At 40.0% G+C, this 21,898-nt stretch carries 19 protein-coding genes; 15 read left to right on the top strand and 4 right to left on the bottom strand.

What is annotated here, in order from left to right:
• The first annotated feature begins 19 nt into the window (after positions 1-19).
• The 8 genes from JKG64_RS10745 to JKG64_RS10780 all read left to right on the top strand — a co-directional run bounded on the left by JKG64_RS10745 (position 20) and on the right by JKG64_RS10780 (position 11,636).
• Positions 20-772, top strand: a complete 753-nt coding sequence (locus JKG64_RS10745) for a PASTA domain-containing protein (RefSeq protein WP_210354256.1) — start codon at positions 20-22, stop codon at positions 770-772.
• A gap of 2 nt (positions 773-774) precedes the next feature.
• Complete coding sequence (gene mltG / locus JKG64_RS10750; RefSeq protein WP_210354257.1) at positions 775-1,815, top strand: endolytic transglycosylase MltG; 1,041 nt, start codon at positions 775-777, stop codon at positions 1,813-1,815.
• 84 nt (positions 1,816-1,899) lie between these two features.
• Complete coding sequence (locus tag JKG64_RS10755) at positions 1,900-2,307, top strand: acyl-CoA thioesterase (RefSeq protein ID WP_210354258.1); 408 nt, start codon at positions 1,900-1,902, stop codon at positions 2,305-2,307.
• 11 nt (positions 2,308-2,318) lie between these two features.
• The gene (locus JKG64_RS10760; protein WP_210354259.1) at positions 2,319-3,290 is read left to right on the top strand and encodes a YihY/virulence factor BrkB family protein; all 972 of its coding nucleotides are present in this window, start codon (positions 2,319-2,321) and stop codon (positions 3,288-3,290) included.
• 125 nt (positions 3,291-3,415) lie between these two features.
• Positions 3,416-5,350, top strand: coding sequence for a 30S ribosomal protein S1 (rpsA, locus tag JKG64_RS10765; protein WP_210354260.1), 1,935 nt, complete (start codon positions 3,416-3,418; stop codon positions 5,348-5,350).
• Positions 5,351-5,529: 179 nt separating this feature from the next.
• Positions 5,530-9,273: an ATP-binding protein gene (locus JKG64_RS10770; protein WP_210354261.1), complete on the top strand. Its 3,744-nt coding sequence runs from the start codon at positions 5,530-5,532 to the stop codon at positions 9,271-9,273.
• 80 nt (positions 9,274-9,353) lie between these two features.
• Complete coding sequence (locus tag JKG64_RS10775) at positions 9,354-10,535, top strand: C1 family peptidase (RefSeq protein ID WP_210354262.1); 1,182 nt, start codon at positions 9,354-9,356, stop codon at positions 10,533-10,535.
• A gap of 294 nt (positions 10,536-10,829) precedes the next feature.
• The gene (locus tag JKG64_RS10780) at positions 10,830-11,636 is read left to right on the top strand and encodes an META domain-containing protein (protein WP_210354263.1); all 807 of its coding nucleotides are present in this window, start codon (positions 10,830-10,832) and stop codon (positions 11,634-11,636) included.
• 87 nt (positions 11,637-11,723) lie between these two features.
• Here the strand turns inward: JKG64_RS10780 and cysM are convergent, their stop codons facing one another.
• From cysM to JKG64_RS10800, 4 genes are read right to left on the bottom strand one after another with little or no spacing between them, the layout of a single operon-like run.
• Positions 11,724-12,596: a cysteine synthase CysM gene (cysM, locus tag JKG64_RS10785; RefSeq protein ID WP_210354264.1), complete on the bottom strand. Its 873-nt coding sequence runs from the start codon at positions 12,594-12,596 to the stop codon at positions 11,724-11,726.
• Positions 12,596-13,420 (bottom strand): serine O-acetyltransferase, encoded by an 825-nt coding sequence (locus JKG64_RS10790; protein ID WP_210354265.1) that lies wholly within the window; start codon positions 13,418-13,420, stop codon positions 12,596-12,598. Before JKG64_RS10790 ends, cysM begins: the two co-directional genes overlap by 1 nt.
• 31 nt (positions 13,421-13,451) lie before the next feature.
• Complete coding sequence (locus tag JKG64_RS10795; protein WP_210354266.1) at positions 13,452-13,835, bottom strand: DUF3037 domain-containing protein; 384 nt, start codon at positions 13,833-13,835, stop codon at positions 13,452-13,454.
• Positions 13,813-14,610 carry a HipA family kinase gene (locus JKG64_RS10800; protein ID WP_210354267.1) on the bottom strand — a complete coding sequence of 266 codons (798 nt, stop codon included), beginning with the start codon at positions 14,608-14,610 and terminating at the stop codon, positions 13,813-13,815. The genes JKG64_RS10795 and JKG64_RS10800 overlap by 23 nt, the downstream gene beginning before the upstream one ends.
• A gap of 167 nt (positions 14,611-14,777) precedes the next feature.
• On the opposite strand from JKG64_RS10800, the gene JKG64_RS10805 reads away from it, so the two are divergent.
• The 7 genes from JKG64_RS10805 (at position 14,778) to gldG (ending at position 21,898) form a co-directional block, all read left to right on the top strand.
• Positions 14,778-15,326, top strand: a complete 549-nt coding sequence (locus JKG64_RS10805) for a DUF1599 domain-containing protein (RefSeq protein WP_021069212.1) — start codon at positions 14,778-14,780, stop codon at positions 15,324-15,326.
• A 1-nt stretch (position 15,327) separates the two neighbouring features.
• A complete protein-coding gene (locus tag JKG64_RS10810) occupies positions 15,328-16,536 on the top strand; it encodes a BT_3928 family protein (protein WP_210354268.1) in 1,209 nt (402 codons plus the stop codon).
• A complete protein-coding gene (locus tag JKG64_RS10815) occupies positions 16,536-17,054 on the top strand; it encodes a shikimate kinase (RefSeq protein ID WP_210354269.1) in 519 nt (172 codons plus the stop codon). Before JKG64_RS10810 ends, JKG64_RS10815 begins: the two co-directional genes overlap by 1 nt.
• On the top strand, positions 17,051-18,022 hold the full coding sequence (locus JKG64_RS10820; protein ID WP_246512532.1) for a glycerophosphodiester phosphodiesterase family protein: 972 nt from the start codon (positions 17,051-17,053) through the stop codon (positions 18,020-18,022). The genes JKG64_RS10815 and JKG64_RS10820 overlap by 4 nt, the downstream gene beginning before the upstream one ends.
• 3 nt (positions 18,023-18,025) lie before the next feature.
• Positions 18,026-18,736: an ATP-binding cassette domain-containing protein gene (locus tag JKG64_RS10825; RefSeq protein WP_210354270.1), complete on the top strand. Its 711-nt coding sequence runs from the start codon at positions 18,026-18,028 to the stop codon at positions 18,734-18,736.
• A 64-nt stretch (positions 18,737-18,800) separates the two neighbouring features.
• The gene (locus JKG64_RS10830) at positions 18,801-19,382 is read left to right on the top strand and encodes a hypothetical protein (protein WP_210354271.1); all 582 of its coding nucleotides are present in this window, start codon (positions 18,801-18,803) and stop codon (positions 19,380-19,382) included.
• A gap of 113 nt (positions 19,383-19,495) precedes the next feature.
• Complete coding sequence (gene gldG / locus JKG64_RS10835; protein WP_210354272.1) at positions 19,496-21,898, top strand: gliding motility-associated ABC transporter substrate-binding protein GldG; 2,403 nt, start codon at positions 19,496-19,498, stop codon at positions 21,896-21,898.

The following is a 21,898-nucleotide window of genomic DNA, read 5'->3' on the forward strand; positions in this document are numbered from 1 at the left end:
TTTATATAAATTTCATTTCATGTCCAAACTATTGCTTTATCTACGAACTGATGTGTTCAGAAAAAATCTGATTTATGCACTGATCACACTTATCGTTTTATTTCTCGTAGTATACTTCGGTCTTAAAATCTACACGAAGCACGGCGATGCCCAAGAAGTACCTGTATTAAAGGGGCTCACGATATCTGAAGCCAAGCAGATACTAGACAAAGCGGGATTAGAATACAAAATAGACTCGGTCTACCAAATGGATGCCAAACCAGGCTTAGTTATAGAGCAAGACCCTGAAGCATCAGCTCTAGTAAAAGGAGGTAGAACAATATACCTAACTATTATCACGCAGGTTGCACCAGAGATTGCACTGCCTGATGTTATTGAAAAGAACCTTATTGAGGCGTCTGCAATCTTAAAAAACCATAATTTAAAAATTAAAGACACCATTTATATCAACGACATCGCACGAGACGTCGTATTAGGTATTCAATTTGGTGGTCAAAAAATTAATGCCGGAAGAATGATTTCCAAAGGATCTTCAATCACCGTGGTACTCGGGAATGGAAAAGGAGCCAACGAAGTTGAAGTGCCGATGTTATTGAACCTCACTCTATCGGAAGCTAAGTTTGCATTGCAGGGGCTAGGACTCCATATTGGGGCAATATCTGGAGCAATAACCGATTCGACTACAGCACGTGTCATCGCACAATCCCCAGATTCGACATCACGCTTTATTAGCATTGGTACACCAATCAACTTGACACTATCTAACGACTAGACATGACAGCAAAAAAAGCTTTCCCTACTTGGTTAAAAGGAATTTTAATCGCAGTCCTAATCATCGGTGCTTTTATCGGATGGAAGGCGTACCAGATTTTCTGGGGGCCATCTGTTACTGATGCCCAGGAATACCTATACGTACATACCAATGATAATTATGAAAGTGTGCTACGCCGTATCAGACAGGAGAATCTGGTAAATGACCCCGAACACTTTAATATCGTGGCCAAAGCGATGGATTTTCCAGAGAGTGTTAAAGCTGGACGTTACAAATTGACTCCAGGTATGAGCAACCGAAAATTGATAGGCAATCTGAGAGCAGGCCTACAAGACCCTGTGAAACTGCGCTTCGCTAACATCCGTCTTAAAGAAAACCTTGCAGGTCTACTAGGCAAAAGTTTTGAAGCAGATTCTGTACAGTTTAGCGCTATCTTAAACAATGAAGCTGTTGCGGAGCAGTATGGCTTTACCAAAGATAATTTCTTTGCGATGTTTATCCCCAACACGTACAACATCTATTGGAATACATCGCCGGATAAAGTAATCGAACGTCTGAACGAAGAGTATAAAAAATTCTGGACCGACGAACGGAAGGAAAAAGCAAAAAAACAAAATCTCACACCTGTGGAAGTTTCTATCCTGGCTTCTATTGTACGGGGCGAAGCACTGCATAACGATGAAATGCCACAGATTGCTGGACTATACCTGAATAGACTGAAAAAAGGAATGCTTTTACAAGCAGACCCTACTGTTATTTTTGCAAATAACGATTTCACTATCCGCCGGGTATTGAACAGACACCTGACTATCGATAATCCCTATAACACATATCGGTATAAAGGGCTGCCTCCAGGCCCTATCACAATGGCGCCTATTGTGGCTATTGATGCTGTTCTCAACCCAGCACAACATGACTATATCTACATGTGTGCGAAAGAAGATTTCTCAGGGTACCATGCTTTTGCAACCACAGTGACGGAGCATTTGGTAAATGCGCGGAAGTTCCAAAAAGCACTTGACGACAGAAATATTAAAAAATAGAGTTAGAAGGGTAGAGAAAAAATCGTAAAAAGGGAAAAACCGCTAAGAATCTCAATGCGCAATACCCGGTACGCAATACTAAAAATGTTTATATACGAACACCAACTACGGATACGATACGCGGAGACAGACCAAATGGGCTATGTTTATTACGGCAACTATGCGGCCTTCTATGAAGTAGCACGTACGGAGATGCTTCGCCAGACCGGTATATCCTACAAAGAACTAGAGGATATGGGGGTCATGATGCCAGTACTGGAGATGCACACAAAGTATTTACAGCCTGCTAAATATGACGAGCTCATCACGATCAAGACCACTATCCGTGAAAAGCCTAATGTGCGTATCAATTTCGAGTATGAAATATGCAATGAACAGGGAACGCTGCTCAATACGGGCAGTACGCAATTGGTATTTGTGGATATGAAAAAAAATAGGCCCTGTCGGGCTCCAGAGATTTTCCTGGAGAAAATAGCACCCTATTTTATATAGAAAGACCCTAAATGAAAAAGCTACATGACAGCCTGCTCCATCTAAGACCTTACGACAGATTCATCGAATGGTCCAAGACGGCGGTTCTGCCGGGATTCAGCAATCTACCACTGTACACTGTAGCTGTATTTTTCTTTCAGGAGATCAAAAGAGAAGCGATCCTTAACAAGGCCTCTTCTCTGGCATATAACTTTATGTTAGCGATATTCCCGGGTATCATTTTTCTATTCACCCTCATCCCTTATATTCCTATCAACAATTTTCAAGAGGGGCTGATGGACTTCCTAGCCATAGTCATCCCTTTGGAGGCTTTCGCTGCCATAGAATCTACCTTAGAGGATATTATTAAAAATCAAAACGGCGGACTCATGTCCTTCGGTTTTCTATTGGCAACTTTTTTTTCGACCAATGGAGTAACAAACCTAATGATGGCTTTCAATAAGTCTTCATTGACCCGGGAAAAAAGAAGCTGGGGCCACCGACGTCTCATCGCCCTAGGGCTATCATTTGCGATCATTGTAGCTTTAACTATAGGTATAGCGGTTTTTACTGGCGCGGGCATGATCATTACTTACCTTAAAGACCACATTACGTATGAAATGTCCTGGTTTTGGACTTTCGTGGTAAAGGCGGCACGATGGATTATTCTATTCGCCATCTATTTTAGCACTGTCAGCATGCTTTACAAGTTTGGTCCCTCAGCTTCCAAACGATGGAAACTATTCAGCCCAGGGGCAACATTAGCAACAATCCTAGCTATCCTTACCTTTTCTGGATTTGTGTACTACATCAATAACTTCAATGCTTACAACAAACTATACGGCTCTATCGGTACTATCATCGTAATGATGATATGGATGTATCTCAATTCACTTATCCTATTAATTGGTTTTGAGCTGAATGCAAGTATCACACTCTCCAAACAGAGCATTAAGATTGTCAAGCCTAAAGTTTATAATTCTTTCAAACAACCTTCTAATTAAGCGTTGAGTCGCGACTTACACTTCCTGTGGTGTCGAAAACTTTTTTTTCACATAAAATATTGTAAATAAAAGTTTTTCGTATCTTTGCACTTCCTACAATGTAGGGAAAAGGAGATAATTAATTAATGGCAAAAAAACAAGAAGCAGAAAAAGAGTTAGCGGCGAAAAACGCAGAGCTACAAGGTGCTGACACTAAAGTAGTGAAAGACACTGAAAAGATTGAGTCTGAAGCTGATTCAAACTTAATCGACGAAATCAAATCCAACACATGGATTACTCCAGCTGGAGATTTTGATTGGGATGCTGACGAGAAAGCTTTCGGTAATTACAGCGAAGCAGAACGTACAAAAATGGAAGAACAGTACGCAGGTACTTTCAACCAAATCAACCAAGGCGAAATTATTGAAGGTATCGTGGTATCTATCAATAGTAAAGATGTGGTTTTGAATGTTGGTTTCAAATCAGATGGTCTTGTAGCAAAAACTGAGTTTCGTGATCTTCCTGATTTAAAAATCGGGGATACTGTAGACGTATTTGTTGAATCACAAGAGGATGCAAATGGTCAATTAGTATTGTCACGTAAGCGTGCGAAAACTCAAAAATCATGGGAATCTATCAATGAAGCATTGGAAAATGATGCTATCATCGATGGTTTCGTAAAATCACGTACTAAAGGTGGTTTGATCGTAGACATCAAAGGTGTAGAAGCTTTCTTACCTGGATCTCAAATCGACATCAAACCTATTCGTGACTACGATATCTATGTAGGAAAAACTATGGAATTCAAAGTTGTGAAAATCAACCACGAATTCAAAAACGTAGTAGTTTCGCATAAGGTATTGATCGAGGACGATTTAGAAAACCAAAAATCAGAGATTGTTTCTAAATTAGAAAAAGGTCAAGTATTAGAAGGTACTGTTAAAAACATTACTGATTTCGGTGTGTTCATCGACTTAGGTGGTGTAGATGGTTTACTTCACATTACTGATATTTCTTGGGGACGTATCGAGCATCCAAGAGAAGTATTGGCATTAGACCAAACAATCAACGTTGTTGTATTAGACTTTGATGACGAGAAAAAACGTATCGCATTAGGTTTGAAACAACTTTCTCAACACCCTTGGGAATCTTTAGATACAGCTTTAGAAATCGGTTCTAAAGTAAAAGGTAAAATCGTTACTGTTGCTGACTACGGTGCTTTCTTAGAAATCATCCCAGGAGTAGAAGGATTGATCCACGTATCTGAAATGTCATGGTCTCAAAACCTACGTTCTCCTCAAGAGTTCTTAAAAGTAGGTGATGAAATCGAAGCTCAAATCTTAACGTTAGATCGTGAAGACCGTAAAATGAGCTTAGGTATCAAACAATTGACTCCAGATCCTTGGCAAAATATCACAGAGCGTTACCCAGTAGGTTCTAAACAATCAGCTGTTGTTAAAAACATGACTAACTTCGGTGTATTTGTTGAACTAGAGGACGGTATCGATGGTTTAATCCACATCTCTGATCTTTCTTGGTCTAAAAAAATCAACCACCCTAACGAATTCACTAAAGTTGGTGAGACATTAGACGTAGTTGTTTTAGAATTAGATGAAGAAAACCGTAAGTTGTCTTTAGGTCACAAACAATTAGAAGAAAATCCTTGGGATACTTTTGAAACAATCTTTACTGAAGGTTCAATTCACGAAGGAACTGTTATCAAAGTAGGTGAAAAAGGAGATATCGTAGCTTTACAGTACGGTGTAGAAGGATTCTGTCCATCTAAACACTCTGTAAAAGAAGACGGTAGCGCTTTGAAAGTTGATGACGCAACAGAGTTCAAAATTATTGAATTCAATAAAGAGAACAAACGTCTAGTTATTTCTCACTCTCGTATCTGGGAAGATGCTAAAGAAGAAGTTCGTAAAGAAGAGTCTAACAGCCGTAAAAAAGATGCTAAAGCAGCGTCAACTGCGGTTAAGAAAGTAAAAGATTCTGTCGAGAAATCTACTTTAGGTGACCTTGATGTATTAGCTCAATTAAAAGAGCAAATGGAAGGTGACGAAAAAAAATCTAAATAAAATCCATTAGATTTATATAAAAGGCCCCACAAGGGGCCTTTTTTTCGTTAAGAACCTTACCTCCTAAAAGCTAAATATATAGTCCATACTTGTATACTAGTCTTTAATACATTATTTTTAACATCAATAATCTAAAGACTGACACCCTCTAGTTTGTAATTAGCAAATTGCCCGTTGTAATGAAGAATAACCTTCGCATTCTTTTATTAGTATTGACGCTATTGTTTATAGCAACAGCTTTTTCTATCCGAAAATCGATATCTGATACCGATATACTGGAGCTAGACACCAAACACCTCACGGAGAATCTAAGATCAAAGGAAAAGCTCGTCGAGCATATTTTTGGAGACTCGCTCTATCTTAAAACTTTTGTCAATAGCGATAGATATCCCTTACAATTAAAAGAGATTTCTCAGCGCTATGAAGAAGAAAACGTATACCTCTACCTATACAAAAACAAAAAGCCTATTTTTTGGAGCTCCAATATGTATGTCCCGGAGACAGAAGCTGGACTCAAAAATGAAACAAGCTTTATAAAGACGGAAAATTTTTCGTTTGTCGTCAAAAAAAAGATCATATCGAATGAGATCAGTGTTCTAGCATTGATACCGATAGAAAGGAGCTTCAATGCATCCAGCGGTTACTTTAAGACAACTCAATTCTTTAGCTTCCTAAAGACGGATAATCTACGTCTAGCTAATTTTGGAGACTCTGAAAATATTAAGAACATCTACGCTAAAGACAATACTTTTTTATTTTCTGTCAAACTAAAAGAGGGGAAGCACAACAGTATTTTTCTTAAAATACAATTGATATGTTGGATCTTGGGGACGCTCTGTTTCGTCATCTGGGTAAATGGTGCCTGCCTAACGCTGGCGCGTAAGGGCTATCCTTTTCTATCTGTTGTTATTTTACTACTCACTTTCTTCCTAGTCCGGATTATAGACATAGAAACCAACTGGTTTACACAGTATTCCAGCTTAGACATCTTTGACCCGAGGTACTATGCATACAACTACCTTACGCCCAATCTGTGGTCATTCTTAATCAATAATATTGCCATCTTTTGGATTCTATGCTTTGCCAAAAATATAAAGGATCAATGGCAGATTCCGGAGAAGCTAAAGCAAAAAAATATAGGAGTACTTATCTACTACCTCTTATTATCTGGATTATACATCTGCTTCCATTGGGGTTTTGATCAGATTACAACCCTGATCACACACTCTCCTATCACGCATAGGGATTTTGTACAGATTTTTGACCTTAACCCTCAGACTATTATTCATGTACTGATATACTGCCTTAGTATCTTATCCTTAATCTATTTAACAGATCTTATACTTGGTTTTGGAAAAGCCGTATGCCAGAAGGCAACGTTGAATATCAACATCCAACTCATAACGATTGTACAGTTTTTGGTATTAGGTGCTATCAATCAGGATTTCAGTCTATTCAATGTACTGGTCGGTGTCCTTATTATGGTTCGTTCTTTTGATTACTCGATGTTTAAGGACAATAACCTATCTACACATGTGGTATCACTGGTCGCCCTAGCTTTGATCTCGACTATCAAATACGCTCAGGCAGTAAAAGAGACGCAACAGGAACATATGAAGATAACGTTGACCACACTAGAGTCGGACGACGATATCGAAGCCATTTCGCGTTTTTCGGATATAGAATATAACCTGCAGAACGACCAACAATTAAAACACCTGATCGAGATTTCGCTTCCCAATACCGATACGAAGATGATCAGTGAATACATAAAACGAAAATATCTAGGCGGATATCTTTCGAAATATGAATTCCGCGCTTACTATTACTACAATGAAACCCCACTAGGTAAGTATACAGGGAATAAAATAAACGAGTATAGGGAGAAGGTAATCAACAAATCCATAAAAGTCAACGAGACTGATCTATTTTATAAAGTACAGACCGAAATAGGAACCTACGAATATTTCTGTATAGTTACTTTTCCTGTTGCCAATGAACAGAATATCTCTGTCATTCTGGATTTCAAGAGTAAAGCATTTAACCCGAACTTCCCTTTCCCAGTGCTCACAGAGTCTCAATCGGAAGAAGGGTTCAGTCCGCAGCGCGTTATCAAAGATAGTTTTGCGCTCTACAAAAATGGCAATCTAGTCACACAAAATGGAAAGTATACCTATCCAAACTCAGACAATAACTATCCTCAAAAGACACACGAGTTTCTAAATTTTGATGATAATAATGGTTTCTATCATATCATTTACAAACCAAACAAAGAAACTACAATTATTGTAAGCAAACCATACCATTCGTATTGGCAATATATTGCAGTCGCTTCGCTTTCCTTTCTAACCTTATATCTGGTACTTGCTATTTCTAAGTTCTTGCTCGTTATTGTACCAAAATATATACGTCAGGATTTCAAGCTACGTAATATCAGTTATCAGTTACGGCTAATATTCTCCCGGATACGCTATAGTACCCGTATCCAAACGTTGGTAATCTCTTCTGTTTTGGTGGCTATCGTTATCTCGGGACTCATTACTTTCTTTAGTGTAAGCTATCAGTCTCAGAAGAATATAGAGAGTCAACGACTGAATTACATCTCAGAACTCGTCACTAAGCTAGAGACAAGAGCATTGATAGACACGGTGGGGGATGCCACTACAGATCTAAAAGCACTGATGACCTCTATGTCGGATGTCCTGATTACGGATTTCAACCTATACGATAAAAACGGCAAGCTTTTCTTTACGACACAGCCTAAAATATATGATCAAAAGCTCGTGTCCGAATACATCAACCCTGACGCTTTTATCACACTCAATGTGCTAAAAAAGACGGAAACACAGAATAACGAATCCATAGCCGACTTTAACTATGTTTCTTCCTATGCAACGATCCGAAACTCAAACTACCATACGATCGCGTATCTCGGTATTCCTTACTTTGATTCGAGCGCCTATGATTCTGAAAATAGAAGCATCCTGCTGAATACGATACTGAATGTCTATACCATTATCATTATCGTTTTTGTATTTCTATCGGTCTATATCTCCAATAAGATTACGGAGCCCTTACAGATTATACGTAAGAAACTATCACAGACTAATCTGAGCGGTAAACAGAATGAGCCACTGTACTGGGAGAAAAACGATGAGATCGGTGTCCTGGTCAAAGAATATAATTTTATGTTGGTAAAGCTGGAAGAGAATGCCAAACAACTCCGTAACGCAGAACGGGAAAGTGCTTGGCGGGAAATGGCAAAACAGGTAGCGCACGAGATAAAAAACCCGTTGACACCAATGAAACTTGGCATCCAACAGCTTAGCCGTTCCTTCTATGAAAATGACCCACGGCTTACGGAGCGTTTTCAAAAGATATCAACGTCTTTTATCCAACAAATTGATGCGCTGTCTCATATCGCATCTGAATTTTCTGCCTTTGCGAAGCTACCGGACACCAATCTGGTACCAATAGATTTGATTGCAAAAATCAATAAGTCTCTGGATGTCTATAACAACAACCAAAACACGGCGATCGTATTTGAGAACCACACTAAACTGCAGAAAATAATTGTATTAGGAGACCGGGATCAGTTACTCCGCTCTTTCAACAACTTGTTAAAAAATGCAATAGAAGCGACCTCACGACGTCGAAAACATAAAATAAATATACAGGCACATCTTTTGGAAAACAATTGGGTACAGATCATCGTACACGACAACGGTGATGGTATAGCCCGTGATGTGATCCCGAACATATTCAGTCCTAATTTTACAACCAAAAGTTCGGGAACCGGATTAGGGCTTGCTTTCGTAAAGCAGACTATTGATGGAATGGGGGGAAAAATAACTTTCCAGACGGAAATCAACATCGGTACATCGTTTTTTATTGAGATACCACTACATAAGGAAAGTCAATAGCATCATAATATTTTTACACAGCAGCCTCTAACAGTTCTAATAAACATGCTATCTTAGCGTTAAATTAATATACTCATAATATGAATTGGAGAAAATCTCTATTTATCGCCGCTGCGATGTTTGCTACTACGCACACATTTGCGCAAGATAATTTAATCAATGCCCTTAAAAATAATGTAAGTGACAACAGCAAAGATGGATTTGTCTTTACACAATTAATCAACTTAGGAAATACTTCTATCAAAGATCAAGGTTCTTCAGGTACATGTTGGTCTTATTCGGGTAACTCATTCTTAGAGTCTGAAATGATTCGTAAAGGAAAGCAACCTGTAGAGATTTCTCAGATATACACCGCATACTACACCTATTTGGAAAAAGCAAAAACCTTTGTAAAACTACATGGTGACCAAGCTCAAGGTGAAGGTGGTCAGTTGCATGATGTATTGACTATTTTCCGTAAGTACGGTGCAGTTCCCCGTGAGGTATACACAGGTCTACGCGAGGGACAGACACGCAATAATTTCTCTGAAATGTCTACTTTAATCCAAGGCATGAACGAAAATATTGTTAAGAGTAAAAAACTAACTCCAACATGGCAAAAAGCGATCACTGGAGTAATGGACTCCTATTTGGGAGTGCCACCACAGTCTTTCCAATACAAAGGCAAAACCTATACACCACGTACTTGGGCTGATCAAGTCGTAGGTATCAATCCTGATGACTATGTCGGTATCAGTTCATTCAAAGAGCATACATACTATAAGCCATTCGTACTGTTGATCCAAGACAACTGGTCATTCGAAAGCTTCTATAACGTACAAATGAATGACTTAACAAGTATCATTGACAATGCATTACAAAACGGCTACACGGTAGCATGGGCAAGTGATGTTTCAGAGAAGTATTTCAGCTGGAAAAATGGTGTTGCATTTGTTCCTGAAAAAGACATGGATACAATGAATAAAGAAGAACTTGGTAATCTATTCAACGGTCCTAAGGCAGAAGCGAAAATCACGGAAGACCAACGTCAGGCAGCATTTGATGACTATTCGACTACAGATGACCATGGTATGCATATCGTAGGTATGGTAAAAGATCAAAATGGAAAAGAGTACTACATTGTTAAAAACTCTTGGGGGGAATCCAATGACTATAAAGGATACCTTTATGTAACAAAGGAATACGTACGCTACAAAACAATCTCCATCCTACTACATAAAGATGGGATTCAAAAAGAAATCAAATCGAAATTGGGAATCTAAACCCCATATAAGGAAAAGCCTGCTAATAAATATTAGCAGGCTTTTTTTGTTAAAGTACTGTCCAACAAAACATTTTCGCTAAAATTATGTTTTTCTCTTAAAACATCGATGACGGGCTGTAGCAAATAAAGGATTCTGTTCGTTGTGATAACAAAGAGTATACAATAATTAAAAACATATGAAATATCCATGTAGCAGTTACCGCATAAACACGAAAGAATGTAATTACTTCGTGAGCTCGTTACACTCAGTTTGGATATTCCATATGGCAGCTGAAAATCAAATTAAAAACATATGAAATTATCATTTATTAAAATAAACAGGAGCTTTATCGTTTTCGCTACAGTGATCAGTTTAGGCATGAGTAGCTGTGCAATAAAAAAATCAGGAGCAGATAAGAATATGAATGCGGCACTATTCGACACGAAATGGCAATTGACAGAACTAAATGGCAAGCCTGTTCCAAATGAGGTAAATGGAAAACAGCCTTTTATGTCTTTTGAAAAAAATGAGAATCGCTACTCCGCAAGTGGAGGGTGTAATGGTATTGGTGGTACATTCGAATTAAAATCGACGAAAAAGATAAAATTTTCGCAAGGTATGTCAACTATGATGGCTTGTCCAGATATGAGTGTTGAGCAAGGAATCAACCAGATGTTGGGTAAAGTCGATAACTTTGAGTTAACGGGAGATTTATTGACTCTAAAACAAGGTGCTGCCCCAGTAGCAAAAATGAAAGCTTCTACAGCAGCCTCTACAAGCGCAGCACTAGAAGGAACGTGGGTGATGGATTATGTCCTACACACCAGTGAAACCTTTCAGGCCTTATACCCGGAGCAAAAACCTACAATCACATTCACTACAGCAGAGAACAAAGTGAATGGCAACAGCAGCTGCAATAACTTCTTTGGAGAATACAAAACGAGTGAAGGCAACCGTATTAAATTTGGTGCTCTAGGTATGACGCGTATGTTTTGTCCTGGAAACGGAGAGTCTGTTTTTGTGAAGAATCTAGAAAAAGTAACCCGCTATGCGGTTTCAGAAGGCATATTGACCTTTATCAGTGATGACATCGTCGTGATGCGTTTCACAAAGAAATAAAACTATTATAAGAAAAGTAAAAGAGTCTGTATCGATAGATAATCCGATACAGACTCTTTTTGAAATTGATTATTTACAATATCGCCCCTATCCAAATAAATTGGAACTCAAATAGCGATCTCCACGGTCACAAGCAATAAATACAATCACGCCATGCTCCAATTCACTCGCCACCTGTAAGGCCGCCTGCATCGCACCACCGGTACTCATACCTGCAAAAACACCTTCGAGACGCGCAAGCTCTCTAGAGCGCTGAACGGCATCTTTTTCGTCTACATCAATGACTCGATCGACACGCGAGGGGTCGAAAATCTTAGGTAGATAAGCCTTTGGCCACCGTCGAATACCTGGAATGGAGGATTCTTCTGTAGGTTGACAGCCTACAATCTGAATAGCTGGATTTTTGTCTTTGAGAAACATTGAACAGCCCATTATGGTACCTGTAGTCCCCATAGCACTCACAAAATGGGTAATCTCTCCCTTTGTACCCTGCCAGATCTCGGGACCCGTTGTCTTTACGTGAGCGAGATAATTATCGGGGTTAGCAAATTGATTCAATATAAACACGCCCTCTTTGGCCGCTTTTTCCTCCGCGTAATCTCGACATATCTCCATAGATTCCAACAAGGTGACTCTTGCCCCGAAAGCTTCCATCGTAAGCGTACGTTCCCTGGTGGAGGTAACAGGCATGACCAGCTCGAGGTCTAATCCATACATACTGGCAATCATAGCCAAAGCGATGCCGGTGTTACCACTGGTGGCTTCAATCAGTTTATCGCCTTTTTTTATGTCGCCACGCTCCATCGCTGAACGAATCATGTTCAGCGCAGGTCGGTCTTTAACAGAACCTGCAGGGTTATTCCCCTCCAACTTGGCATAAATCTTCACGTTTGGATTCGTATGGAATTGCTTGATTTCTACCAAAGGTGTATTTCCTATTGTATCGATAATATTTCCCATTATACAGTCGGTTTGGTTTCTATAAATTTTGAGTTAGGCTGATGGTATACCGTAGTGTAGGGCTCTACGCTGCTCGTCAGCCACACGTTTCCACCGATGATCGAGTGGTCCCCAACTTTGGTCTCGCCCCCAAGAATAGTCGCTCCAGCATAAATGATAACATGATCTCCTATGATGGGATGTCGCTGTACGTTGGCTAAGGATTTCTCTACACTGAGCGCTCCCAGGGTCACCCCCTGATATAGCTTGACATGACTACCTATGATACAGGTCTCGCCAATAACTAACCCCGTCCCGTGATCTATGTACAAGTAGGGGCCTATCTGAGCACCGGGATGAATGTCAATCCCTGTTTTTGAATGGGCATACTCGGTCAGTATCCTTGGTATCAAAGGTACCCCTAGCTGAAGCAACTGATGAGCCAAGCGGTAAATACTAATAGCCATAAATCCAGGATAGGTACGAATGACTTCGCGGAGGCTCTGTGCCGCAGGATCACCATCCATAATCGCCTGTGCATCAGTACTCATCACCTCGTAAATACTAGGTAGCAACGCAAAAAAACGCTTAGCTATAGCCTGGTTATCACAGTGTGAACAGGCTTTGGTTTTCAGTAGAAGCTCAAAAAGCTCGGATTCAGATTGTCCAAAAGCCAAAATCATTTCCTCTATGCTTCCAAAACCCTTGGAGTTACGTTCTGGAAATAACAGATCTAACAAATCCTTAGCCCAGCCAGCAATACGCTCATTCGATGGCATATCCTGTACCTCGAGTTGCTTTAAAAACAGTTGTTGATAAAACATCGTAACCTCATTTCCCTTCATCGGTTCAAATATACTATTAATACTACCAACATTATAGAATTAATTTATTAAACAACTCGTCATGAGTCTGTTCTGCAGAAACGCACATCCCAGGATGTGTAGCCGAGCATTGTATCAGTGTACTTCTATTTGCGGTAAGCCATCTAAATCGCTCAGGTTGATCAAGAGATGCAATACGTCCGGCTTGCTTATCACCAATACAAATTCGACGAAACGAATCTAAATGTTCCTTGATCATCGACACATCTATATCAGCATATAGTGCTTTTATTTTCATCTCATCTACATATATCTTGACATCAGCATAGCGTTGCTTTCTACAATAGAGCGCTACTCCCACATTCACAAACTCCTCCCGTTCGACACGAGGTACGACCCGTACTACGGCATACTCATATACTGTTCTTTCGCTCATTTTCTATTTGATTAAGAAATACATCAGACTGTGCTAGTCTTCCCAATAAAAACTTTCTGTAGACCTCACGCACTTCATCTGGACCGAGCATTCTTCCTTCTTCCGCCAACCATTCGTCAGGAATAGCATCCAAAACAGCAGTGATTGTATCAACATCAAAACTCGACCTATACTTGCTATCGACCTCCCGAACCTGTGCTGCCCTATTCAACAGCACATGATCTTTGATCTGTACAAAAGGCTTGGTCATCTGCTCTTCCCAATTGTCCCAAGAATGATGAAAATAGAGCGAAGCACCGTGATCAATCAACCAAAGTTCCTTATGCCAGATCAACATGTTTGTATTACGTGCAGTACGGTCCACATTCATCAATAAGGCATCCAACCAAACAATTTTAGAAGCCTCCTCTTCATTGACAACATCAACATTAGCATCAAACGTAATGGCACCGTTAAGAAAGTGTACACCTAGATTTTTCCCGACAGAGAAACGTAACAAATCCTGTATCTCTTCATCCGGTTCCATCCGCGCAAATGATTCGTCCAACTCTGCAAATACCATCTCGGGCATACGAAGCCCCAATAGACGTGCCAGCTCCCCTCCTATAAACTCGGCCACTAGCGCTTTCTTACCTTGTCCGGCTCCTCTAAACTTAATAACGTAACTAAATCCATCGTCTGCATCGACCAACCCAGGTAATGAACCTCCTTCTCTAAAGGGTTGTATATAACGGATGATATTTACATCCCGTATTTCTATTTTACTCGTCCCCATCGGCACACTTATATATCTTGTATAAAACTCAAATTCATCACTCTAATCTAGTTCAAAAATCTTGACTTATCGATAGAAAAAAGCAAAACATACAGTTTTGTGACTAACAAACAACCATATTTCTAGCTATATTTGTCTTTATCGAAAAGTAATACGAATTAGAGGATATGGATACAACCGCAGAATACAATGCCGTAATACAATATTGCAAGGATCTTTTTATAAAAAAAACGAAGGATTATGGTACCGCATGGAGAATCATGCGTCTACAATCAATCACCGATCAGATTTACATCAAAGCAAAACGTATCCGAACGCTCGAAATCAAACAGGTTTCTAAAGTTGGTGAGGATATTTCGGACGAGTATATCGGGATTGTGAATTACTGTGTGATCGCACTTTTGCAATTAGAATTGGGTGAAGAAGGAGAAGAAAATCTTCAAACCGCTTTTGTAGACCAAAAATATACAGAAAAAGTAGATGAGACACGTGACCTAATGTTTGCAAAAAATCACGATTATGGTGAGGCGTGGCGCGATATGCGCATCTCCTCGATGACAGACCTTATCCTTATGAAACTACACCGAGTGAAACAAATTGAGGACAACCATGGGCAGACACTCGTCTCCGAAGGCCTAAAGGCCAACTATCAAGACATGTTGAACTATGCTGTCTTTGCGTTAATAAAACTGGGTTTTGCCGATAAAAACAACTAAAATGTCTAATACTTCCTACTATGCTCCGTTGAAAAACGACAAGTCTTCACCTGATATCCTATTATGGATATCACGATTGTTCGTTGGACTGCTATTTATATTTTCCGGATTAATAAAAGCCAATGATCCTATGGGATTTGGCTTCAAATTGCAAGAGTACTTCCATGTACTCCATCTTAATTTCCTAAATGACTATGCTACTTGGATTGCGGTCGCTATCTGTGCTTTTGAGATTATTCTAGGTGCTTTACTTGTACTCGGTATTGCAGGTCGAAAAGTCGCTTGGGGATTACTACTTTTGATTATCTTTTTTACCTTCCTGACGTTTTACTCTGCCTTTTTTGAGGTAGTGAGTTCTTGTGGATGCTTCGGAGATGCTATTCCTCTTACTCCATGGCAATCCTTTATCAAAGACCTTGTGTTACTCGTTTTTATATTGGTAATCTTTGTTAAAAGAAAAAAAATAGCCCCTTTGATAGCGAGTTCTTTTACGAACAATCTGCTGAGCTTCTTTGTTATCATTCTATCTTTTGGTATTGGAATCTATACCATCAGCTACTTACCTTTTGTAGATTTCTTGCCTTATAAAGAGGGGAATAACATTCCTAAGCTCATGGAAATACCTGAGGGTGCGGAACAAGATGAATATGAACACATCTACGCGCTGAAGAACAAGACGACGAATGAAGAGAAAAAGATGACAGACAAGGAGTATATGGACCAAAAAATTTGGGAAGATGAGAATTGGGAAGTCATTGGTGAACCCGAATCAAAACTGATCAAAAAAGGTTATCAAGTACCTATTCCTGATCTCATTATCTCAGATGCCGAAGGTAATGATCTGACAAAAGAGGTTATCAACAATCCATATTACAACTTTGTGGTTACCAGTGTCGATGTGACGAAGTTGTCACCAGCAGATTTTATCGCATTGGATAAAATCAATCAAACGATTCGTGACCTATCCACGGAATATAATATCCGGGCTATTTTATTGACGGCGAGCTCTTCGGACAATGTCAATTACCTCAACGATCAGCTCGACTTGGTATTAGAGTCGTTTTATGCAGATGCTGTCCCATTGAAGAGTATGGTTCGCTCCAATCCGGGCGTTATGCTCCTTCAAAATGGAACCGTAATCAAAAAATGGTCTAAGCATGCTTTTCCATCCAAAGAAAAGCTTATTGAAACTTATTTCAAGAAGCAATAATGAACAAACCGATTTTCATAGTTGGATTCATGGGGAGCGGAAAAACCACATTGGGCAAAAAAATTGCTGCCGCAATGGGGAAAGCATTCATAGACCTTGATCATGAGATTGTAGCCCATATTGGTATGAGCATTCCCGAATACTTCAACACGTTTGGCGAAGCACACTTTCGGGAATTAGAGCGTGAATTCTTAAAAAAACAAGAAGGGAACAACGCCATTATCTCTACTGGAGGTGGTACACCTTGTTATTTTGACAACATGCAATGGATTACGAACAATGGATTGGCAATCTATTTGGAGCACAGTCCAAAATCACTTTGGTCAAGACTAAGCCAATCGGATGTCAACAAAAGACCTGTTTTAAAAGGGCTGAATGGAGAAGAACTTCTGGCATTTATCGAAACAAAACTTGCAGACCGTACCCCGTTTTACAACCAATCACAGTTAAAGGTTGACCAAATGCATACGAGTATAGAGCAGATCGTACAATTGATACACAACTACAAGATTGCATGATGAATCGCAATTTTCTATATCTTTTTGTCCTACTATTCGTCGCCTCTGCGACGGGTTGTTTTCGTAATAATACTGGAACAACAGAAACTGGAGGAAAGGAAAAAGAAAATAGCCTATTCACCAACACAACTTTCGAATTGAACACGGTAGATGACCTCTACCAGTTTCTAACGTATACCGAATCCAGCTATCCACTAGTCAGCGCACACCGTGGAGGCCCGTCTAAGGGCTATCCCGAAAATGCTATCGAAACCTTTGCACGTATCGCGAATAAGATGCCTGCTATCATCGAATGTGATGTGAGGCTTTCAAAAGATTCTATTTTGGTCCTCCTCCATGATGAAACACTGGACAGAACTACTACCGGAAAAGGAAAGGTCAATAAATTCACACTAGCAGAGCTCAAAAACTTAAAGTTAAAAGATACGGAAGGAAAGAACACCTCGTACCGTATCCCCACGCTGGAAGAGGCCTTAGTCTGGGGCAGAGGGAAAGTTATCTTTACACTGGATGCTAAAAACGATATACCTTATCAATTACTGAATGAAGTCATAAGCAAAGCCAACGCACAGGCTTATAGCGTAGTAATCACTTATAGCGGTAAACAGGCCAAAGCGTTGTACCGGATCAATCCAGATCTAATGATATCGGCCAGCATTAAATCAATAGATGACCTAACCCGCTTGGCTGCTCTTGGTATTCCTGACAATAGAATTATAGCTTTTATAGGTGTCCGCCAACCTCAGCAAGAATTGGTAGAGATGCTCCATCAGCATGGTATAAAAATAATATTGGGTACACTGGGCAACCTCGATCGGCAAGCCGAGCAACGAGGCTATCAGACCTATGCCGAATATATAGAAAAAGGAGCCGACGTCCTCAGTACTGACCGTCCATTGGAAGCTCATAAGGCATTAGATTATTATATCCGCAAGCGAAATATTACTTCGCTCTATATCCGTCATTAAAGCATGTCTATCGAAGTCAAGGAACTAACGAAAACATATAAGCAACAAAAAGCTTTAGATTGTATTTCTTTTACCACATCAAGCAATCATATCATTGGATTTTTGGGACCAAATGGTGCCGGGAAATCAACAACGATGAAAATCCTTACTGGAATACTTCCTGTCGAACAAGGTATCTGTAAGATCAATGGCATAGACATTCGAGAAAATCCTTTATTGACAAAAAAAAACATAGGTTATCTCCCCGAAAATAACCCACTCTACCTGGATATGTATGTGCAGGAGATTTTGCATTTTGAAGCACAGCTCCATAAATTGACCAATAATAAGCAACGGATTGAAGAGGTTATTGCACTGACCGGACTACAAGCTGAGCGACACAAGAAGATAGCACAGCTATCCAAAGGTTACAAGCAACGTGTAGGATTAGCGCTAGCAATTATACACGACCCACAGGTACTGATTCTTGACGAGCCGACTACGGGCCTCGACCCTAATCAAATTATCGAAATCAGATCCCTGATCCAACAATTGGCAATAAACAAAACGGTATTCTTATCAACACATATCATGCAAGAAGTAGAAGCCATATGCCAAGAAGTTATTGTTATTCATAAAGGCCAGATAAAAGACCATTTTCTCGCGAAAGATAGAAACATGAAGTATCCTGGTCTAAACATGGAAGAAATCTTTGTAAAACTAACGAATTCTTAAAACAAGATTACGGCTCGATTGTTGTAGATATATTGAGATTATTTATAATTAAAAACTAATAGATATGAAGAAAAAACTACTTACAGCAGCCTTATTACTTGGTGTTTTCACCTACACCAACGCACAACAGGTTAAAACAGTACCTCAACATTCAGCAAATGTAGGCCTTACTCCAATAAAAGAAGGAAACTGGATGGTCGGTGGATCTATCGGTGGCTTAGGATACAGCTTTGAGTCAAAAGCATTTAACATAGGTGTAAGCCCTCGCGCTGGGTATTTTATTTCTGACGGACTTGCCTTAGGAGCTCAAGCCTCTCTAGGACTTAGAACAATCAAAGATGCAGACAATGAATGGAATTATGGTATTGCACCTTTCGTACGTTACTATATCCCTAGTGGAGCAAGCGCTACAGGCCGTTTCTTCGGACACGGTGACGTAGGTATCACAGGTAGTAATGCCGGTAAAGGAACTTCTTTTGCTTTTGGTATCAATGCAGGTTATGCACACTTTATCACACAAACAGTTGCATTAGAAGCAATGGCAGGTTATAACTATTCCAAAGCGAATGTCAACGTAGGAGACAAAGCAACAGGATTAGGAGTAAGCCTTGGCTTTCAAATCTATTTACCTGGAAAAAGTAAATAGGCTATCATAGAACAAACAGCATGAGATCAGGTCTCATGCTGTTTTGCATTATATACAGTCTTGCTTTCTACTCTACATTTTCCTAATTTCGGAACAAATTAATCGGAAGTAAGTTGTTAAGTATATATATAAAAGAAATAGCAGGTTATTTTAATTCCTTAATCGGCTATCTAGCAATAGGAATATTTTTATTGACCACTGGATTGTTGGTCTGGGTTTTTCCTGAAACCTCTATATTGGACGCAGGCTATACTTCATTGGATAGCTTTTTTGCATTAGCCCCCTACCTCCTTTTGTTTTTAGTACCTGCAATTTGTATGCGCAGTATCGCAGGTGAAAAGGCAGATGGCACTTTCGAGCTTTTACAAAGCCGCCCCATTACCTTAACACAGATTGTAATAGGCAAATTCTTAGGTGGACTGACTATCGTATCACTGGCTATACTTCCTACCATAGTCTACGCCGTAACCATTTACTTCTTGGCGTATCCCGTAGGAAATATGGATATAGGGGCTACTATCGGATCTTATATTGGATTATTGTTCTTAGCCGCCACTTTTGTAGCGATATCGATCTTCTGCTCTACACTGACGCATAACCCTATAATAGCCTTTCTATTGGCTATCTCCCTTTGTTTCCTATTCTTTTATGGATTCGACGCGCTAAGTCAACTAAACCCTTTCCTTTTTATCGAAGATTTGGTTAAGCATATAGGAATCTTAGCACATTACGACTCTATTAGCCGGGGTGTTGTCACCGCTACGGATTTAATCTATTTCCTCAGCGTACAAGTGCTATTCCTACTCTTGTCCATTGGACATTTAGGCCGTCAGTTTAGACCCCGCAAAAAGACACTTACCATCTACTTCAGCTTCCTGATTCTGATCACACTATTGAACCTACCTCTGGTCCTACAACTATTTGGAAGAATAGATCTTACGGAGGACCGACGGTTTACCCTCACAGAAACCTCAAAAGATATTGTATCGAATCTTAAAGAAGACACCTACATTACCATCTTTTTAGATGGCCAACTACCTGCCGGCTTTAAAAGATTAAGACAGGCGGCTATTGACATGGCCCACGACTTAAGATCCTATTCAAAGGGTAAATTAAAAATCAATGTCATTGACCCCAGTGCTGGAAGCCAGGAGGAACAAAAAGAATATGCTGACGCATTAATCGCTCGAGGTCTCTATCCGACCAACCTGAGTGTAAAAACGGAAAGTGGATTTACGCAAAAACTAATATTCCCATCCGCCATTATCAGCCGGGGAGACCATGAAATCAATGTCAGCTTACTACAAAATAAAACGGGGCAGACTCCCGAACAGGTGCTTAACAACTCTGTTCAAAATCTAGAATATGCCTTCACTTCTGCTATTTCAAAATCGAACATTGATAAAACACCCTACATCGCCTTTACCGAAGGTCACGGCGAACCTTCCGATCTGGAACTTTACGATGCCATGCAGACATTGGGTGCGTCCGGACAGGTAGGGAGACTCCATCTCGATTCAATTCCACTGAACAATTTAAAAGAGATTTCCTTACTGATCATAGCTAAACCCCAAACGTCATTCTCTGAAAGCGAGAAGTATAAATTAGACTATTTTGTGCGTCATGGGGGCGCTGTTATCTGGGCTATAGACCAAATCGATGCCAGTTTGGACCACCTTAAGAAAAACGGCACACAGCCCCTAATAGGTCGGGAACTGAACCTAGATGACCAACTATTTTTGTACGGCGCACGTCTAAATTACAACATACTGGCGGATCTAAATTGTGCACAAATACCACTCTCCATAGGTAGCGTCGGTGGACAGACCCAAATAGAAATGGTGCCATGGTACTTCTTTCCTATTTTAATGCCTACGGGGAATAATGCTATTTTAAAAAACCTAGACGGAATACGGGCTGAATTTGTAGGAACGGTAGATACCATAGCTGCCGCAGGTATCAAAAAAGAAATTCTGCTACATTCCTCACCTTTCAGCCGGCTAATCAATACGCCTGGTCCGATTTCTTTACAGATGGTAGAAGAACAACCTGATCCTGCTAAGTTCAGAACAACACCGAAGCCAGTAGCAGCTCTTCTGAGCGGCCATTTTCCTTATATCTACCAAAATCGCCCTACTCCAGCAGGTGTAACTGAAGCAGTTGACCTATCCAATATATCAGAGGAAGCACGAATGATGGTCATTGCAGATGGTGACTGGTTGATCAACCAGGTGAATAGTAAAGACCAATCGCCTTATCCGCTAGGTTGGGATCGCTATACAGAGCAACAATATGCTAATAGGATCTTTTTAGAAAATACGGTGGACTATTTGATGAATGATGAACGACTAATTTCTCTTAGGAACAGGGAAATCAAGCTTCGTCTCCTGGATCAAGCGATGGTTAAAAGTGAGAAGCTAAAATGGCAACTGATCAACGTTGTCCTTCCGATAATCATCCTAATGCTGATAGGTGTCTCACAGAGTCACTTACGTAAGCGCCGTTATACAAAATAA

Source organism: Sphingobacterium tabacisoli, assembly GCF_017908035.1.
Lineage (GTDB): Bacteria > Bacteroidota > Bacteroidia > Sphingobacteriales > Sphingobacteriaceae > Sphingobacterium > Sphingobacterium tabacisoli.

What these genes read in the sequence shown, in the direction of transcription:
- JKG64_RS10745 (WP_210354256.1), top strand. Translation starts at nt 20, where the DNA reads ATGTCCAAACTATTGCTTTATCTACGAACTGATGTGTTCAGAAAAAAT.
- mltG (WP_210354257.1), top strand. Translation starts at nt 775, where the DNA reads ATGACAGCAAAAAAAGCTTTCCCTACTTGGTTAAAAGGAATTTTAATC.
- JKG64_RS10755 (WP_210354258.1), top strand. Translation starts at nt 1,900, where the DNA reads ATGTTTATATACGAACACCAACTACGGATACGATACGCGGAGACAGAC.
- JKG64_RS10760 (WP_210354259.1), top strand. Translation starts at nt 2,319, where the DNA reads ATGAAAAAGCTACATGACAGCCTGCTCCATCTAAGACCTTACGACAGA.
- rpsA (WP_210354260.1), top strand. Translation starts at nt 3,416, where the DNA reads ATGGCAAAAAAACAAGAAGCAGAAAAAGAGTTAGCGGCGAAAAACGCA.
- JKG64_RS10770 (WP_210354261.1), top strand. Translation starts at nt 5,530, where the DNA reads ATGAAGAATAACCTTCGCATTCTTTTATTAGTATTGACGCTATTGTTT.
- JKG64_RS10775 (WP_210354262.1), top strand. Translation starts at nt 9,354, where the DNA reads ATGAATTGGAGAAAATCTCTATTTATCGCCGCTGCGATGTTTGCTACT.
- JKG64_RS10780 (WP_210354263.1), top strand. Translation starts at nt 10,830, where the DNA reads ATGAAATTATCATTTATTAAAATAAACAGGAGCTTTATCGTTTTCGCT.
- cysM (WP_210354264.1), bottom strand. Translation starts at nt 12,596, where the DNA reads ATGGGAAATATTATCGATACAATAGGAAATACACCTTTGGTAGAAATC.
- JKG64_RS10790 (WP_210354265.1), bottom strand. Translation starts at nt 13,420, where the DNA reads ATGAAGGGAAATGAGGTTACGATGTTTTATCAACAACTGTTTTTAAAG.
- JKG64_RS10795 (WP_210354266.1), bottom strand. Translation starts at nt 13,835, where the DNA reads ATGAGCGAAAGAACAGTATATGAGTATGCCGTAGTACGGGTCGTACCT.
- JKG64_RS10800 (WP_210354267.1), bottom strand. Translation starts at nt 14,610, where the DNA reads ATGGGGACGAGTAAAATAGAAATACGGGATGTAAATATCATCCGTTAT.
- JKG64_RS10805 (WP_021069212.1), top strand. Translation starts at nt 14,778, where the DNA reads ATGGATACAACCGCAGAATACAATGCCGTAATACAATATTGCAAGGAT.
- JKG64_RS10810 (WP_210354268.1), top strand. Translation starts at nt 15,328, where the DNA reads ATGTCTAATACTTCCTACTATGCTCCGTTGAAAAACGACAAGTCTTCA.
- JKG64_RS10815 (WP_210354269.1), top strand. Translation starts at nt 16,536, where the DNA reads ATGAACAAACCGATTTTCATAGTTGGATTCATGGGGAGCGGAAAAACC.
- JKG64_RS10820 (WP_246512532.1), top strand. Translation starts at nt 17,051, where the DNA reads ATGATGAATCGCAATTTTCTATATCTTTTTGTCCTACTATTCGTCGCC.
- JKG64_RS10825 (WP_210354270.1), top strand. Translation starts at nt 18,026, where the DNA reads ATGTCTATCGAAGTCAAGGAACTAACGAAAACATATAAGCAACAAAAA.
- JKG64_RS10830 (WP_210354271.1), top strand. Translation starts at nt 18,801, where the DNA reads ATGAAGAAAAAACTACTTACAGCAGCCTTATTACTTGGTGTTTTCACC.